At 60.5% G+C, this 17,008-nt stretch carries 14 protein-coding genes; 12 read left to right on the top strand and 2 right to left on the bottom strand.

Annotated features, from left to right (window positions below):
- Positions 1-22: 22 nt before the first annotated feature.
- Positions 23-886, bottom strand: coding sequence for a DNA-3-methyladenine glycosylase (locus M5B97_RS24550; RefSeq protein WP_248732940.1), 864 nt, complete (start codon positions 884-886; stop codon positions 23-25).
- The gene (arcD, locus tag M5B97_RS24545) at positions 883-2,310 is read right to left on the bottom strand and encodes an arginine-ornithine antiporter (protein ID WP_248732939.1); all 1,428 of its coding nucleotides are present in this window, start codon (positions 2,308-2,310) and stop codon (positions 883-885) included. Before arcD (M5B97_RS24545) ends, M5B97_RS24550 begins: the two co-directional genes overlap by 4 nt.
- Before the next feature lie 431 nt (positions 2,311-2,741).
- Between arcD (M5B97_RS24545) and arcD (M5B97_RS24540) the strand changes: the two genes are divergently transcribed.
- The 12 genes from arcD (M5B97_RS24540) (at position 2,742) to M5B97_RS24485 (ending at position 16,998) form a co-directional block, all read left to right on the top strand.
- Positions 2,742-4,169: an arginine-ornithine antiporter gene (gene arcD / locus M5B97_RS24540; RefSeq protein WP_248732938.1), complete on the top strand. Its 1,428-nt coding sequence runs from the start codon at positions 2,742-2,744 to the stop codon at positions 4,167-4,169.
- 24 nt (positions 4,170-4,193) lie between these two features.
- Complete coding sequence (gene arcA / locus M5B97_RS24535; RefSeq protein WP_134660107.1) at positions 4,194-5,450, top strand: arginine deiminase; 1,257 nt, start codon at positions 4,194-4,196, stop codon at positions 5,448-5,450.
- 69 nt (positions 5,451-5,519) lie between these two features.
- Positions 5,520-6,530, top strand: coding sequence for an ornithine carbamoyltransferase (locus M5B97_RS24530; protein WP_134660108.1), 1,011 nt, complete (start codon positions 5,520-5,522; stop codon positions 6,528-6,530).
- 86 nt (positions 6,531-6,616) lie between these two features.
- Entirely contained in the window at positions 6,617-7,546 is a 930-nt protein-coding gene (gene arcC, locus M5B97_RS24525; RefSeq protein ID WP_123715698.1) for a carbamate kinase, read from the top strand.
- An 18-nt stretch (positions 7,547-7,564) separates the two neighbouring features.
- Positions 7,565-7,927 (top strand): DUF5064 family protein, encoded by a 363-nt coding sequence (locus M5B97_RS24520; protein WP_123715699.1) that lies wholly within the window; start codon positions 7,565-7,567, stop codon positions 7,925-7,927.
- 119 nt (positions 7,928-8,046) lie between these two features.
- Positions 8,047-9,555, top strand: a complete 1,509-nt coding sequence (locus M5B97_RS24515; RefSeq protein WP_123715700.1) for a sigma-54-dependent transcriptional regulator — start codon at positions 8,047-8,049, stop codon at positions 9,553-9,555.
- Between the two features lie 366 nt (positions 9,556-9,921).
- Positions 9,922-10,305, top strand: coding sequence for a glycine cleavage system protein GcvH (gene gcvH, locus M5B97_RS24510; RefSeq protein ID WP_248732937.1), 384 nt, complete (start codon positions 9,922-9,924; stop codon positions 10,303-10,305).
- 10 nt (positions 10,306-10,315) lie between these two features.
- Positions 10,316-13,156 carry an aminomethyl-transferring glycine dehydrogenase gene (gene gcvP / locus M5B97_RS24505; RefSeq protein ID WP_248732936.1) on the top strand — a complete coding sequence of 947 codons (2,841 nt, stop codon included), beginning with the start codon at positions 10,316-10,318 and terminating at the stop codon, positions 13,154-13,156.
- A gap of 114 nt (positions 13,157-13,270) precedes the next feature.
- On the top strand, positions 13,271-14,647 hold the full coding sequence (locus M5B97_RS24500) for an L-serine ammonia-lyase (RefSeq protein WP_123715703.1): 1,377 nt from the start codon (positions 13,271-13,273) through the stop codon (positions 14,645-14,647).
- A 39-nt stretch (positions 14,648-14,686) separates the two neighbouring features.
- On the top strand, positions 14,687-15,811 hold the full coding sequence (gene gcvT / locus M5B97_RS24495; RefSeq protein ID WP_248732935.1) for a glycine cleavage system aminomethyltransferase GcvT: 1,125 nt from the start codon (positions 14,687-14,689) through the stop codon (positions 15,809-15,811).
- Between the two features lie 391 nt (positions 15,812-16,202).
- Positions 16,203-16,415 (top strand): cold-shock protein, encoded by a 213-nt coding sequence (locus tag M5B97_RS24490; protein ID WP_248732934.1) that lies wholly within the window; start codon positions 16,203-16,205, stop codon positions 16,413-16,415.
- 94 nt (positions 16,416-16,509) lie between these two features.
- Positions 16,510-16,998, top strand: coding sequence for an RDD family protein (locus tag M5B97_RS24485; RefSeq protein WP_134660113.1), 489 nt, complete (start codon positions 16,510-16,512; stop codon positions 16,996-16,998).
- Positions 16,999-17,008: the final 10 nt, after the last annotated feature.

Genomic DNA, 17,008 nt, shown 5'->3' with positions numbered 1-17,008 from the left:
GGCGACTTATGCCCCGGCGTCATTAGTCCCCCCGGCTCAGCGATGTCCACAAATGCTGCGCCGCATAGGCCCTCCAAGGTCGCCAAGCCTCGGCACGCGCCAATAATTGTCGCGCCGAAACCGGCCCTCCCTCCAACGCTGCCAACGCATTGATCAACCCGATATCCCCCGAGGCAAACGCATCCGGCTCACGCATCTGGCGCATGGCGATGTACTGCGCGGTCCAGTCGCCGATTCCCGGCAAAGCCACCAGCCGCGCTACGCCCTCCTTGAGATTGGCCTTGGGCTCGAACAATCCGGGATCATCCAGTAACGCCTGGGCCACCCCCGATAAGGTACGCCCGCGCGCCCTGGGCATACCCAAGGTGGCCAGATCCGCCGCGGCCAGCACCTGGGCCGTGGGGAATGCATGGGTAATACCCAGGTGGGGGGTTTGCAGCGGCTGGCCATAGTGCGCCACCAACTTGCCCGCCAGGCGTATGGCCGCAGCCACCGTGATCTGCTGCCCCAGCACCGCACGAATCGCCAGTTCCAATCCATCCCAAGTGCCTGGAACACGAAGCCCGGGGCGAGCGGCAACCAATGCGGCCATCAGCGGATCGGCGGCCAATTGCGCGCCGATCAGTTTGGGTTGGGCATCCAGATCAAACATATTCCTCAAGCGGCGCTCGATCTCGGGCAGGGCCTGTGCGTCGGGAAACGTCACGTCGACCTCCAGCCAATCGCCCGTGCCGGGCGCCACACAGATCCAACCCAGTTGCCCGTCCAGACTGATGCTGCGCCGGTAGCTACCGTCGACCACTGTCTCCAGCCCGGCAATCGCCCGCATCGTCAGAAAGCCCAGCATCGCCGTCCAATCATAGGGCGGTTGATACACCAGTTTCACAACGACAACACCCCGCTGTACAACCCATACGCCGCCAACCCGGCGCCGGCGACCACACCACTGAAAATGCCTTTTTCGATCAGCGTGAACAAGGGTCGGCCCTGCTCGCGCTTGGCCTGGGCGAACAGGATCACACCCGGCGCGTAGAGCAATGCGGACAGCAGCAGGTACTTCAGGCCCCCGGCGTAGAGCAGCCAGAGGGCATAACCGAGGGCGATCAACCCGATCAATAAATCCTGCAGGCGTCGGCGTTGGGCATATTCATAGGTTTCGCCACGTCCACTGAGCAACACGGCATAGGCTGCCGACCACAGGTACGGCACCAGAATCATCGAGGACGCGAGGTAGATCAAGGTGGTGTAGGTGCTTTGGGAAAACAGCGTGATCACCAGAAAGGCCTGGATCATCACATTGGTCAGCCACAAGGCGTTGACCGGCACCTGGTTGGTGTTTTCCTTTTTCAGGAAGGCCGGCATGGTCTTGTCCTGGGCCGTGGCGTAGAGGATCTCGGCGCAGAGCAACGCCCACGACAGCAAGGCCCCCAGCAATGACACCGCCAGGCCGAGGCTGATCAGCATCGCGCCCCACGGCCCGACGATATGTTCCAGCACACCGGCCAGCGACGGGTTCTGCAGTTGCGCCAGCTCCGGCTGGCTCATGATGCCCAGGGACAACACATTCACCAGCACCAGCAGCGCCAGCACGCCGAGAAAGCCGATCACCGTGGCGCGCCCCACATCCGCGCGTTTCTCGGCGCGAGCCGAATACACGCTGGCCCCTTCAATGCCGATAAATACGAACACCGTGACCAGCATCATGTGGCGCACCTGATCCACCACACTGCCGAGCTTTGGATTGCCCAGGCCCCAGATATCCCGGGTGAAGATATCCGCCTTGAACGCCACGACGGCGATCACGATAAACATCAGCAACGGCACGATCTTCGCCACGGTGGTGATCTGATTGATGAACGCCGCCTCCTTGATGCCACGCATTACCAGGAAATGCACCGCCCATAGCAACAGCGACGCACAGCCAATGGCGACCGGCGTATTACCCTGGCCGAACACCGGAAAAAAATAGCCGAGGGTGCTGAACAGCAACACGAAATAACCGACATTGCCCATCCAGGCACTGATCCAGTAGCCCCACGCCGACGAAAACCCCATGTAGTCGCCGAACCCGGCCTTGGCGTAGGCATACACCCCGGAATCCAGTTCGGGTTTGCGGTTGGCCAGGGTCTGGAACACAAAAGCCAGGGTCAGCATGCCGACGGCGGTGATGGCCCAACCAATCAGCACGGCCCCCACCCCGGCGCGGGCGGCCATGTTCTGCGGCAAAGAAAAGATCCCGCCACCAATCATCGACCCCACCACCAAGGCAATCAGGGCACTGAGTCGCAGTTTCTGCGCCGGTTGGGACATGAATACTCCTGAATGAACAACAAGTTGAGCTGAAAACTGCGCACTCATCTAATTAACTCAGTGAATGCAACGTTTATTAGAGACCGCGACAAAATTCAAACGCTCATAACATAGCGGCATGTAAATTAATCAAGTTTAGGCTTATTTGGAATTTAAATACTGCAGTCCAGCACCTATCGTAAATAGCGCTAAAAGTTTGCACATTCGAGAATACAGTCTAGTTTCAAACGTCCATACCCCGGCCAATTTGACTGAACAGAATGAAGAGAGCGCTCTAGAAAGAGCTTTCCGAGGACTTTCTTCGCCCGCGACCCGCCATTCTAAGTCATTAATTCACAATGGAATGTACCAATAAAGTGATCTGAGTCAGCTGTTTGATTAGCCCACAGAATTATTCTGTGGACTCTCTTCCCCTGCATTGGAGTAATGCAATGTCTGACACTCCTGGAAAACTCAGGTTAGGTGCACTGGTTGCACTTGTCGTGGGTTCGATGATTGGCGGCGGGATCTTTTCTTTGCCGCAGAACATGGCCGCCAGCGCCGATGTAGGCGCCGTATTGATTGGCTGGTTTATCACCGCGATCGGCATGCTGACCCTGGCTTTTGTGTTCCAGACCCTGGCCAACCGCAAGCCCGACCTCGATGGCGGGGTGTATGCCTACGCCAAAGCCGGGTTCGGCGACTACATGGGCTTTTCATCGGCCTGGGGCTACTGGATCAGCGCCTGGCTGGGCAACGTCGGCTACTTCGTCCTGTTGTTCAGCACCCTCGGTTATTTCTTCCCGATCTTCGGCGAAGGCAATACGCCGGCTGCCGTGATCGGCGCCTCGGTGCTGCTGTGGGCGGTGCATTTCCTGGTGCTGCGTGGCATCAAGGAAGCGGCATTCATCAACCTGGTGACCACCGTCGCCAAGGTGGTGCCACTGCTGCTGTTCGTTCTGATTGCGCTGTTCGCGTTCAAGCTGGACATCTTCACCGCTGACATCTGGGGTGTGAAAAACCCCGACCTGGGCAGCGTGCTGAACCAGGTGCGCAACATGATGCTGGTCACCGTGTGGGTGTTCATCGGCATCGAAGGCGCGAGCATCTTCTCCTCCCGTGCGGAAAAACGCAGCGACGTGGGCAAGGCCACCGTGATCGGTTTTATCACCGTGCTGCTGTTTCTGATGCTGGTGAACGTGCTGTCCCTGGGGATCATGACCCAGCCGGAACTGGCCAAGTTGCAGAACCCGTCGATGGCCGCCGTGCTGGAACATGTGGTGGGCCACTGGGGCGCGGTGCTGATCAGCGTCGGCCTGATCATCTCGCTGCTGGGAGCGCTGCTGTCGTGGGTGCTGCTGTGCGCGGAGATCATGTTCGCCGCCGCCAAGGACCACACCATGCCGGAGTTTTTGCGCCGCGAAAACGCCAACCACGTGCCGGTCAACGCCCTGTGGTTGACCAACGCAATGGTTCAGCTGTTTCTGGTGATCACACTGTTTTCCGCCAGCACTTACCTGTCGCTGATCTACCTCGCCACCTCGATGATTCTGGTGCCGTACCTGTGGTCGGCAGCCTACGCCCTGTTGCTGGCGGTACGCGGCGAGACCTACGAAAACGCCCTGGGCGAACGCAGGAAAGACCTGTTCATCGGTGCCATCGCCCTGGTCTATGCGATCTGGCTGCTCTACGCCGGCGGTACCAAATACCTGCTGCTCTCCGCCTTGCTCTACGCCCCCGGCGCGATCCTGTTCGCCAAGGCCAAGCATGAACTGGGCAAACCGATTTTCACCAACGTCGAGAAGCTGATTTTCGCCGCAGTGGTCATGGGCGCCCTGGTGGCGGCCTATGGGCTCTACGCAGGCTTCCTGACCTTGTAACTGTTGTTAATTGGAGGATCTGTAATGACCACCGAAAAAGTGAAGTACGGCGTACATTCCGAAGCCGGCAAACTGCGCAAAGTCATGGTGTGCTCCCCAGGTTTGGCCCACCAGCGGCTGACCCCCAACAACTGCGATGAACTGCTGTTCGATGACGTGCTGTGGGTGGCTCAGGCCAAGCGCGATCATTTCGACTTCGTCACCAAGATGCGCGAGCGCGACATCGATGTGCTGGAAATGCACAACCTGCTGACCGATATCGTCGCGATCCCCGAAGCCCTGGACTGGATTCTGGAGCGCAAGATCACCCCTGACACGGTAGGCCTGGGCCTGGTCGACGAAGTCAGCTCCTGGCTACGCAGCCTGGAGCCGCGCAAGGTCGCCGAGTTCCTGATCGGTGGCGTGTCGGCCGATGACCTGCCGAGCAGCTTCGGCGGCAAGACCATCGAGATGTTCCGCAGCTTCCTCGGCCAGGCCAGTTTCATCCTGCCGCCGCTGCCCAATACCCAGTTCACCCGCGACACCACCTGCTGGATCTACGGCGGCGTGACGCTCAACCCGATGTACTGGCCGGCGCGACGCCAGGAAACCCTGCTGACCAGCGCCATCTATAAATTCCATCCTGAGTTCACCAACGCGGACTTCCAGATCTGGTACGGCGACCCCGACCGCGAACACGGCGCCGCCACGCTGGAAGGCGGTGACGTGATGCCGATCGGCAACGGTGTCGTGTTGATCGGCATGGGCGAGCGCTCGTCCCACCAGGCCATCGGCCAGTTGGCGCGCAACCTGTTCAAGAACAAAGCCGTGGAACGCGTGATCGTTGCCGGCCTGCCCAAATCCCGTGCGGCGATGCACCTGGATACCGTATTCAGCTTCTGCGACCGCGACCTGGTCACCGTCTTCCCCGAAGTGGTCAACCAAATCGTCCCTTTCACCCTGCGTCCTGACGAAAGCAAGCCGCACGGCATCGACATCCAGCGTGAGAAAACCAACTTCCTCGAGACCGTGGCTGCCGCGCTCAACCTCAAGGCCCTGCGCGTGGTGGAGACCGGCGGCAACAGCTTCGCCGCCGAGCGCGAACAATGGGACGACGGCAACAACGTGGTGGCCGTGGAACCCGGTGTAGTGATCGGTTACGACCGCAACACCTATACCAACACCCTGCTGCGCAAAGCCGGTGTGGAAGTCATCACCATCAGCGCCGGTGAACTGGGGCGTGGCCGTGGCGGCGGCCACTGCATGACCTGCCCGATCATCCGCGACCCTATCGATTACTAAACGACCATCTTCCCGGCGGCTTCCACCCGAAGCCGACCGGGCCGATTACCGAATCCAAGGAGAATCATCATGGCGTTCAACATCCACAACCGTAACCTGCTCAGCCTGGAACACCACACCCCGCGCGAGCTGCGCTACCTGCTGGACCTGTCCCGCGACCTCAAGCGCGCCAAGTACACCGGCACCGAGCAGCAGCACCTCAAGGGCAACAACATTGCGCTGATCTTCGAAAAAACCTCGACACGCACCCGCTGCGCCTTCGAAGTGGCGGCTTATGACCAAGGCGCCAACGTCACCTACATCGACCCTAATTCCTCGCAGATCGGCCACAAAGAGAGCATGAAGGACACCGCTCGCGTACTGGGTCGCATGTACGACGCCATCGAATACCGTGGCTTCAAGCAGGAGATCGTCGAGGAACTGGCCAAGTTCGCCGGCGTGCCGGTGTTCAATGGCCTGACCGATGAATATCACCCCACCCAGATGATCGCCGACGTGCTGACCATGCGTGAACACGCCGACAAGCCGATCCACGAGATCAGCTACGCCTACCTCGGCGATGCGCGCAACAACATGGGCAACTCCCTGCTGCTGGTGGGCGCCAAGCTGGGCATGGACGTGCGCATCTGCGCGCCCAAAGCCTTGTGGCCTCACGACGACCTGGTGGACCGTTGCAAGCAATACGCGCAAGAAAGCGGCGCACGCATCACCCTCACCGATGACCCGAAAGCTGCGGTCAAAGGCGTGGACTTCATCCACACCGACGTGTGGGTGTCCATGGGCGAGCCAGTGGAAGCCTGGGCCGAGCGTATCAAGCAACTGCTGCCGTACCAGGTCAACAGCGAGTTGATGAAAGCCACCGGTAACCCGCGCACCAAGTTCATGCACTGCCTGCCGGCGTTCCATAACAGCGATACCAAGGTCGGCAAGCAGATAGCCGAACAGTACCCGCACTTGGCCAACGGTATCGAAGTGACCGATGACGTGTTCGAGTCGCCTGCCTGCATCGCCTTCGAGCAGGCGGAAAACCGCATGCACACCATCAAGGCGATCCTGGTTTCGACCCTGGCTGACTTGTAACTGAAGGAATGCGGGCAACTGTGGGAGCGGACCTGCTCCCACATTCTGCCCGTGTTCGCCACGTAGAATTACGGAAGGACTTTTGTATGCGTATCGTCGTTGCACTGGGCGGTAACGCCCTGCTCCGCCGTGGTGAACCCATGACGGCGGACAACCAACGCGCCAATATCCGGATCGCCACCGAACAGATCGCCAAGATCCACCCGGGCAACGAGTTGGTGATCGCCCACGGCAACGGCCCGCAGGTCGGCCTGCTGTCGTTGCAGGCGGCGGCCTACACCCAGGTTTCGCCGTACCCGCTGGACGTGTTGGGGGCCGAAACCGAAGGCATGATCGGCTACATCATCGAACAGGAACTGGGCAACCTGCTGGACTTCGAAGTGCCGTTCGCCACGCTGCTCACCCAGGTGGAAGTCGATGCCAAGGACCCGGCGTTCAAGAACCCGACCAAGCCTATCGGCCCGGTGTACTCCAAGGCGGAGGCCGAAAAGCTGGCCGCCGAAAAAGGCTGGGCCATTGCTCCGGACGGCGACAAGTATCGTCGTGTGGTCGCCAGCCCACGCCCGAAACGTATCTTTGAAATCCGCCCGATCAAATGGCTGCTGGAAAAAAGCAGCATCGTGATCTGCGCCGGTGGCGGCGGCATCCCGACGATGTACGGCGAAGACGGCAAGCTGCGCGGCATCGAGGCGGTGATCGACAAAGACTTGTGCTCCTCGCTCCTGGCGTCGCAACTGGAGGCTGACTTGCTGGTGATCGCCACCGACGTCAACGCGGCCTTCATCGACTACGGCAAGCCGACCCAGAAAGCGATCGCCCAGGCCCATCCGGACGAAATCGAAAAACTCGGCTTTGCCGCCGGCTCCATGGGACCAAAGGTACAGGCGGCCTGCGAGTTCGCCCGCCGGACTGGCAAAACGGCGGTCATCGGTTCACTCTCGGACATCGAAGCCATCGTCCAGGGCCACGCCGGCACACGCATCAGCACGGCAAAACCTGGCATCACCTATCTGTGAAGTAGAGGAGATACGCCTATGGCCACCTTTGAACCGGGTCACCTGCATATCGAACGACATGCGCTGAACAAGGACGATGTCAGCTACGACCTGTGCCTGGACTACGAAGTCGTCACGGATCAAAGCGAAGGTAAAGGCATGCAGTTCACCTTGCATGGCACCGTCCAGGGCAAGGACCTGAAGGAAACGTTCTTCCTGCCCAAGGATAAGGCGTACAACTTCGCCAGCAACGTGACCAAGATTGTCGAAACGTACGGCATTCCCAAAACCCACAGCAGCATCGGTTCGCACCACAAGCACTACGATCTGATGTTTGAAGATGTGCGGCATCAGTTGGATATGAAATCCGGGGACCCGGTCAAGCCCGAACACTTGGCTTAATCCGGCCCTCCCTGATACAACCCTGGAAAATGTGGGTGGGGGCTTGCCCTCTCCCACATTTTTGATCTCCACCAGCTGTCAGGCATACTTGCCGCCTCTCGCTCTCCAGAATCGTCTCCATGCGTATCCACGTCAGCTTCATCGACCGCGTCGGCATCACCCAGGAAGTCCTGGCCCTGCTCGGTGGGCGCAACCTCAACCTGGATGCGGTGGAAATGGTGCCGCCCAACGTCTACATCGATGCGCCGACGCTCAGCGCCGAGGTGCTGGAAGAACTGCGCGATGCGCTGTTCAGCGTGCAGGGCGTGCAGGCGGTGACGGTGGTCGACATCCTTCCCGGCCAGCGCCGCCATCTGCAGCTCGACGCCCTGCTGGCGGCCATGACCGACCCGGTATTGGCACTGGACAGCGCCGGCAAGATCCTGCTGGCCAACCCGGCATTGATCGCCCTGTACGGCCGCGAACCCGCTGGCGAGAGCATCAGCGAGCTGTTCAACGACCCGGCCCTGCTGGCCACGCTGCTGGAACACGGCTTCCGCCTGCCCCTGCGCGAGATCAGCGTCAACGGCCAGACCTTGCTGCTGGACGCCACGCCGATCACCGACGCGGGCGCCCTGCTCACCCTGTACCCGCCCAACCGTATCGGCGAACAACTGTCGGCGTTGCACCATGACCATGCCGAAGGTTTTGATGCGCTGCTGGGCGAGTCCCCGGTGATTCGTACCCTCAAGGCGCGGGCACAACGGGTGGCGGCATTGGATGCGCCATTGTTGATCCAGGGCGAAACCGGCACGGGTAAAGAGTTGGTGGCACGCGCCTGCCATGCGATCAGTGCACGGCACAGTGCGCCGTTTTTGGCGCTGAACTGCGCGGCACTGCCGGAAAACCTCGCCGAAAGTGAGTTGTTCGGTTACGCGCCGGGCGCCTTCACCGGTGCCCAACGCGGCGGCAAGCCGGGGCTGATGGAGTTGGCCAACCAAGGCACGGTGTTCCTCGATGAAATCGGCGAAATGTCGCCGTATCTGCAGGCCAAGCTGCTGCGTTTTCTCAACGACGGCAGCTTCCGTCGCGTGGGGGGCGACCGTGAAGTGAAGGTCAATGTGCGCATCCTCAGCGCCACCCACCGCGACCTGGAAAAGATGGTCAGCGAAGGCACCTTTCGCGAAGACCTGTTTTATCGACTCAATGTGCTCAACGTCGAAGTGCCGCCATTGCGCGAACGCGGCCAGGACATCCTGCTGCTCGCCCGCTATTTCATGCAGCAGGCTTGCGCGCAGATCCAGCGCCCGGTGTGCCGCCTGGCGCCCGGCACCTACCCGGCGCTGCTCGGCAACCGTTGGCCGGGCAATGTGCGCCAGTTGCAAAACGTGATCTTCCGCGCCGCGGCCATCTGCGAAAGCAGCCTGGTCGATATCGGTGATCTGGACATCGCCGGCACCTCGGTCGCCCGCCAAAGCGACGGCGAAGTCGACAGCCTGGAACAGGCGGTGGAAGACTTCGAGCGCAACCTCCTGGAGACGCTCTACACCAGCTACCCCTCGACCCGGCAACTGGCCAGCCGCCTGCAAACCTCGCACACCGCCATCGCCCATCGATTGCGCAAATACGGCATTCCCAACAAGCCCTGACGACGACGGGAACGGGATTAACTGTGCAATACAGGCCCGGTGGGAGAGCAGTGCCCTTTCCCACCTTGGGTATGCACGGCCGGATTTTGGTCTGAGAACGACATCCGATGTACTGAAAGCGCTACAGTGGAACGATATCGCTACAACCCTGCTTTTTGCGCGCCATGCAAGGCTTTGATCCACATAGGCTTTTTTTCGGCGGCTCAGCTGTAGCGAAATCGCTACAGCCAACAGGCATAATTTCATAACCAATTTTATTAAGTTGTTGATTTAAAACAACTTAATGACATTGGCCGCGTTTTTGCTAAGCAACTCCTCATTATTCCTATCCCGTCCACCAGACGAATCTGGCCCTGAGGAGTTTCCATGAGCGAGTTGCGTTTCACTGAAGATCACGAATGGCTGCGCGCCGAAGCTGACGGCAGCGTCACCGTGGGTATCACCGCTTTTGCGCAGAACGCGCTGGGTGACGTGGTTTTCGTGCAACTGCCGGAGTTGCAGCGCTACGACAAGGGTGCCGAAGCGTCCACCGTGGAGTCGGTAAAAGCCGCCAGCGGTGTGTACATGCCATTGGACGGCGAAGTCCTTGAAGTCAACGACAAGCTCGATGGCAGCCCGGAACTGGTCAACGAAGACCCAATGGGCGAAGGCTGGTTCTTCCGCTTCAAACCTACTGATGTCGACGCAGTAGCTAAGCTGTTGGATCAGGATGCGTACGACCGCCTGATCAAAGCCAACGCTGAAGCTTGAGGAGCACGCCATGACGATCAATCTCAGCACCGCCAACGAATTCATCGCCCGCCACATCGGCCCGCGCCAGGCAGACGAGCAGCAGATGCTCGCCAGCCTCGGCTTCGACTCCCTGGAAGCCCTGAGCGCCAGCGTGATCCCGGAAAGCATCAAGGGCACCAGCGTGCTCGGCCTGGAAGACGGCCTGAGCGAAGCCGAGGCCCTGGCCAAGATCAAGGCCATCGCCGGCAAGAACCAGCTGTTCAAGACGTACATCGGCCAGGGTTACTACAACTGCCACACGCCATCGCCGATTCTGCGCAACCTGCTGGAAAACCCGGCCTGGTACACCGCCTACACCCCGTACCAGCCGGAAATCTCCCAAGGCCGCCTGGAAGCGCTGCTGAACTTCCAGACGCTGATCAGCGACCTCACCGGCCTGCCGATCGCCAACGCTTCCCTGCTCGACGAAGCCACCGCCGCCGCCGAAGCCATGACCTTCTGCAAGCGCCTGAGCAAGAACAAGGGCAGCAACGCCTTCTTTGCCTCGGTGCACAGCCATCCACAGACCCTCGACGTACTGCGCACCCGTGCCGAGCCCCTGGGAATCGATGTCGTGGTGGGCGATGAGCGCGAACTGACCGACGTCAGCCCGTTCTTCGGCGCCTTGTTGCAATACCCGGCCAGCAACGGTGATGTGTTCGACTACCGCGAACTGACCGAGCGTTTCCACGCCGCCAACGCCTTGGTGGCCGTGGCCGCTGACCTGCTGGCGCTGACGCTGCTGGCCCCGCCGGGTGAGTTCGGCGCCGACGTGGCCATCGGCAGTGCGCAGCGCTTCGGCGTACCGCTGGGCTTTGGTGGCCCGCACGCGGCGTATTTCTCCACCAAGGATGCGTTCAAGCGCGACATGCCGGGGCGTCTGGTCGGTGTGTCCGTGGACCGTTTCGGCAAGCCGGCCCTGCGTCTGGCCATGCAAACCCGCGAGCAACATATCCGCCGCGAGAAAGCCACCAGTAACATCTGCACCGCCCAGGTACTGCTGGCCAACATCGCCAGCATGTACGCGGTGTACCACGGTCCAAAAGGCCTGACCCAGATTGCGCAGCGCGTACACCAGCTGACTGCGATCCTGGCCAAGGGCCTGACCAGCCTGGGCCAGAAGGTCGAACAAGCGAATTTCTTCGACACCCTGACCCTCAACACCGGCGCCAATACCGCGGCCCTGCACGACAAGGCCCGCGCCCAGCGCATCAACCTGCGCGTGGTGGACGCCGAGCGCCTTGGCGTCTCGGTGGACGAAACCACCACCCAGGCCGATATCGAAACCCTGTGGGCGATCTTCGCCGATGGCAAAGCCCTGCCGGACTTCAACGCCGGCGTTGAAAGCACCCTGCCAGCCGCCCTGCTGCGCCAGTCGTCCATCCTCAGCCACCCGGTGTTCAACCGCTATCACTCGGAAACCGAGCTGATGCGCTACCTGCGCAAGCTGGCCGACAAGGACCTGGCGCTGGACCGCACCATGATCCCGCTGGGCTCGTGCACCATGAAGCTCAATGCCGCCAGCGAAATGATCCCGGTAACCTGGGCCGAATTCGGTGCCCTGCACCCGTTCGCCCCTGCCGAACAAAGCGCCGGCTACCTGCAACTGACGTCTGAGCTTGAAGCCATGCTCTGCGCGGCCACCGGCTACGACGCGATCTCGCTGCAACCAAACGCCGGCTCCCAAGGTGAATACGCGGGCCTGCTGGCCATCCGTGCTTATCACCAAAGCCGTGGCGAAGAGCGCCGCGACATCTGCCTGATCCCATCGTCGGCCCACGGTACCAACCCCGCGACCGCCAACATGGCCGGCATGCGCGTGGTCGTCACTGCCTGCGACGCCCGTGGCAACGTTGATATCGAAGACCTGCGCGCCAAGGCCATCGAACACCGCGACCACCTGGCCGCGCTGATGATCACCTACCCGTCCACCCACGGTGTGTTCGAGGAAGGTATCCGCGAAATCTGCGGCATCATCCACGACAACGGCGGCCAGGTGTACATCGACGGCGCCAACATGAATGCCATGGTCGGCCTCTGCGCGCCGGGCAAGTTCGGCGGCGACGTGTCCCACCTGAACCTGCATAAAACCTTCTGCATTCCTCACGGCGGTGGCGGCCCGGGCGTCGGCCCGATTGGCGTCAAATCCCACCTGACGCCATTCCTGCCGGGCCACGCGGCCATGGCACGCAAGGAAGGCGCGGTGTGCGCGGCGCCGTTCGGCAGCGCGAGCATTTTGCCGATCACCTGGATGTACATCAGCATGATGGGCGGCGCGGGCCTCAAGCGCGCCTCGCAATTGGCGATCCTCAACGCCAACTACATTTCCCGTCGCCTGGAAGAGCACTACCCAGTGCTGTACACCGGCAGCAACGGCCTGGTGGCGCATGAATGCATCCTGGACCTGCGCCCGTTGAAAGACAGCAGCGGTATCAGCGTGGACGACGTAGCCAAGCGCCTGATCGACTTCGGCTTCCATGCGCCGACCATGTCGTTCCCGGTCGCAGGGACCTTGATGATCGAGCCGACCGAAAGTGAGTCCAAGGAAGAACTGGACCGCTTCTGCAACGCCATGATCGCCATCCGCGAAGAAATTCGCGCGGTGGAAAACGGCACCCTGGACAAGGACGACAACCCGCTCAAGAACGCGCCGCACACCGCGGCGGAACTGGTGGGTGAATGGAGCCACCCCTACAGCCGCGAACAGGCTGTGTATCCGGTTGCCTCGCTGATCGAAGGCAAGTACTGGCCGCCCGTGGGTCGAGTCGACAACGTGTTTGGCGACCGCAACCTGGTGTGCGCGTGCCCGTCGATCGAGAGCTACGCGTAAAGCAGCCATTAGCCGCAAGCTTCAAGTTGCACGTTAAAAGCCAAGCGGCTTTTTCTTGCAGCTTGTGGCTTGCTACTTGCCGCTGCCCCCATAACAAGAAACCGGAGAACAACCATGTCCCTTAGCGTGTTCGACCTGTTCAAGATTGGCATCGGCCCCTCCAGTTCCCACACCGTCGGCCCGATGCGCGCCGCCGCTCGCTTCGTCGAGGGGCTCAAGCGTGACAACCTGCTGAGCGCCACCACCTGCGTCAAGGTGGAACTCTATGGTTCCCTCGGCGCCACCGGCAAAGGCCACGGCAGCGACAAGGCCGTGCTGCTGGGCCTGGAAGGCGAACACCCGGACACCGTGAATACCGACACAGTGGCAGCCCGTTTGGCGCACATGCGTCAGGACGGCCGCCTGAATCTGCTGGGTGAACACAGCATTGTGTTCAACGAGAAAGAACACCTGGCGATGATTCGCAAACCCCTCGCCTACCACCCCAACGGCATGATTTTTCGCGCCTTCGATGCCGCCGGCATACAGATCCGCAGCCGCGAGTACTACTCGGTCGGTGGCGGTTTTGTGGTGGATGAAGACGCCGCCGGCGCCGACCGGATCGTCGAAGATGCCACCCCCCTGACCTTCCCGTTCAAGCACGCCAAGGACCTGATGGGCCATTGCACCACCTATGGGCTGTCTATCAGTCAGGTGATGCTGACCAATGAAAGTGCCTGGCGGCCTGAGGCGCAAACCCGCGCCGGCCTGCTGAAGATCTGGCAGGTGATGCAGGACTGCGTGGACGCCGGCTGTCGCAACGAAGGGGTTTTGCCCGGCGGCTTGAAGGTCAAGCGCCGTGCGGCGGCCCTGCACCGGCAGTTGTGCAAGAACCCCGAGTCCTCACTGCGTGACCCTCTGTCGGTGCTCGACTGGGTCAATCTCTATGCCTTGGCGGTCAACGAAGAAAATGCCAACGGCGGACGCGTGGTCACGGCGCCCACCAATGGTGCGGCCGGTATCGTGCCGGCGGTGCTGCATTACTACATGCGCTTTATCCCGGGAGCGAATGAAGACGGCGTGGTGCGTTTTCTGCTCACCGCCGCTGCCATCGGCATTTTGTACAAGGAAAACGCGTCGATCTCCGGCGCCGAAGTCGGCTGCCAGGGTGAGGTAGGTGTGGCCTGTTCCATGGCGGCCGGCGCATTGTGCGAAGTATTGGGTGGCAGTGTGTCCCAAGTAGAAAACGCCGCCGAGATCGGTATGGAACACAACCTCGGCCTGACCTGCGACCCGATTGGCGGGCTGGTGCAGGTGCCGTGCATCGAGCGCAACGCCATGGGCTCGGTCAAGGCAATCAATGCGGTGCGCATGGCCTTGCGCGGCGATGGGCAACATTTTGTGTCCCTCGACAAGGTGATCCGCACCATGCGCCAGACCGGCGCCGACATGAAAAGCAAATACAAGGAAACCGCCCGTGGCGGTTTGGCAGTCAACATTATCGAGTGCTGATGCCCAAAAGCGCGCCAGCACGTTTTTCAGGAGCTGAATATGTCCACCGAAACCCTGTTGAAAACTCCATTGCATGCGCTGCACATCGAACTCGGCGCGCGCATGGTGCCCTTCGCCGGCTACGACATGCCGGTACAGTATCCGTTGGGCGTGATGAAGGAACACTTGCATACCCGTGAACAGGCCGGGTTGTTCGACGTGTCCCACATGGGCCAGATCCGCCTCACTGGCGCCAATGCCGCCAAAGCCCTGGAAACCCTGGTGCCGGTCGACATCATCGACCTGCCGGTGGGCATGCAACGCTATGCGATGTTCACTAATGAGCAGGGCGGCATCCTCGACGACCTGATGGTGGCCAACCTGGGTAACGACGAACTGTTTCTGGTGGTCAACGCCGCCTGCAAGGATCAGGACCTGGCGCACCTGCGCACGCATATCGGCGACCAGTGCACCATCGAGCCGCTGTTCGAAGAACGCGCCCTGCTGGCCCTGCAAGGCCCGGCGGCAGTCAAGGTATTGGCGCGCCTGGCGCCGGAGGTCAGCAAGATGACCTTCATGCAGTTCGCCAGCCTGCGCTTGCTGGGCGTGGACTGCTATGTCAGCCGCTCCGGCTACACCGGTGAAGACGGCTTCGAAATCTCGGTGCCCGCCGCCAATGCCGAAAGCCTGGCGCGCAGCCTGCTGGCTGAAACCGAAGTGCAGGCCATCGGCCTGGGTGCTCGCGACTCACTGCGCCTGGAAGCCGGCCTGTGCCTGTATGGCCACGACATGAACACTGGCACCACGCCGATCGAAGCCAGCTTGCTGTGGGCGATCTCCAAGGCACGTCGGGCCGACGGCGCACGTGCCGGTGGTTTCCCCGGCGCAGATCGCATCTTCACTCAGCAACAAACCGGCGTGAACCGCAAGCGCGTAGGCCTGTTGCCCCAAGAGCGCACACCGGTCCGTGAGGGTGCGGAAATCGTCGACGAACACGGCACCGTGATCGGCACCGTCTGCAGCGGCGGTTTTGGTCCAAGCCTGGGCGGCCCGCTGGCCATGGGTTACCTGGACAGCGCGCACACGGCGCTGGACACCGAAGTCTCTGCATTGGTACGTGGGAAAAAGGTGCCACTTCGTGTAAGTAAAATGCCATTTGTGCCGCAACGTTACTATCGCGGCTGAGTGACTGTTCCTATAAGTAACGCGGTTGCGTTAACGTGCACTAAACTGTAACGCAACCGCCATAAAACAGTGCATCGACGATAGTCAATATATTAGGGGTAAACCTATAACAAGTGATCCCTTCTATCGAATATAACCGGCGGCGCATTGTTGACCAAAGTGTCATGAGGCCAAGCAAAACCAGGGCTTTTGGCAGGGCTTGTTTTTTCTGTATTAGTTGGCGTAGAGTTTAGTTACTGTGTTTGCATGGGTCGCTTGGAACCTGGACCTGGGCAGTAGCCAAAGTTTGCTACAACCCGTTCGACGTCTCTTACTTTCCTGCAACTCAGCCCAGTACTCTTTCGCGTGAAAGAGGCTGTCATTAATTTTTAGCGTCAAAGGAAAGAAGAAAATGGCTGAACGTCAGAGCGGTACCGTCAAGTGGTTTAACGACGAGAAAGGGTTTGGTTTTATCACTCCAGAAAGCGGTCCGGATCTGTTCGTGCATTTCCGCGCTATCGAGGGGAACGGCTTCAAGAGCCTGAAGGAAGGCCAAAAGGTGACTTTCGAAGCGGTGCAAGGCCAGAAAGGCATGCAAGCCGATAAGGTACAAGCAGAAGCCTGATCTTCCTGCGACAAAAAGCCCCTGATGGTGACATCAGGGGCTTTTTTATGCGCGTTTGTTCGTAGAATGGCTTTTTTATTTTGAGAGCCCTGCCATGTCCAAACCCTTGCTGAATCCCCAAGGCGAGTTCCCCGCCGTTGGCTTGGGCCGTCGACTGGCAGCGATGTTCTACGACTTCCTGCTGTGCACCGCCCTGCTGATCGTCACGGCGTTTATCTACAAGCTGGTATGGATCGCATTTATCGGCGAAGCCAGGATGCGCACCCTCACCGAGTCCGGCGCACTGGACGGTGACCCCTTGCTGTCGACCATTCTGTTGTTTGTACTGTTTGGGTTCTTCGCCAAGTTCTGGACCCATTCCGGGCAAACCCTGGGCATGCAGGTGTGGGGCGTGCGCGTACAGAACGCCGACGGGTCACGCATCAGCCTGTGGCAGGCGCTGCTGCGCTTTGTGGTGTCGATAGCGTCGTGGTTGTGCGTGGGGCTGGGGTTTATCTGGTCGCTGTTCGATAAGCGCAAACGCAGCTGGCATGACATCTATTCGGACACGCAGCTGGTGCGGATTCCCAAGCAGAAAAAGTAAGCCAATACGC

It is taken from the genome of Pseudomonas sp. MWU13-2517, assembly GCF_023242545.1.
In the GTDB taxonomy this organism is placed as follows: domain Bacteria; phylum Pseudomonadota; class Gammaproteobacteria; order Pseudomonadales; family Pseudomonadaceae; genus Aquipseudomonas.
The sequence above is the reverse complement of the archived record's forward strand: the minus strand, read 5'-3'. Positions and strand labels throughout refer to the sequence as shown.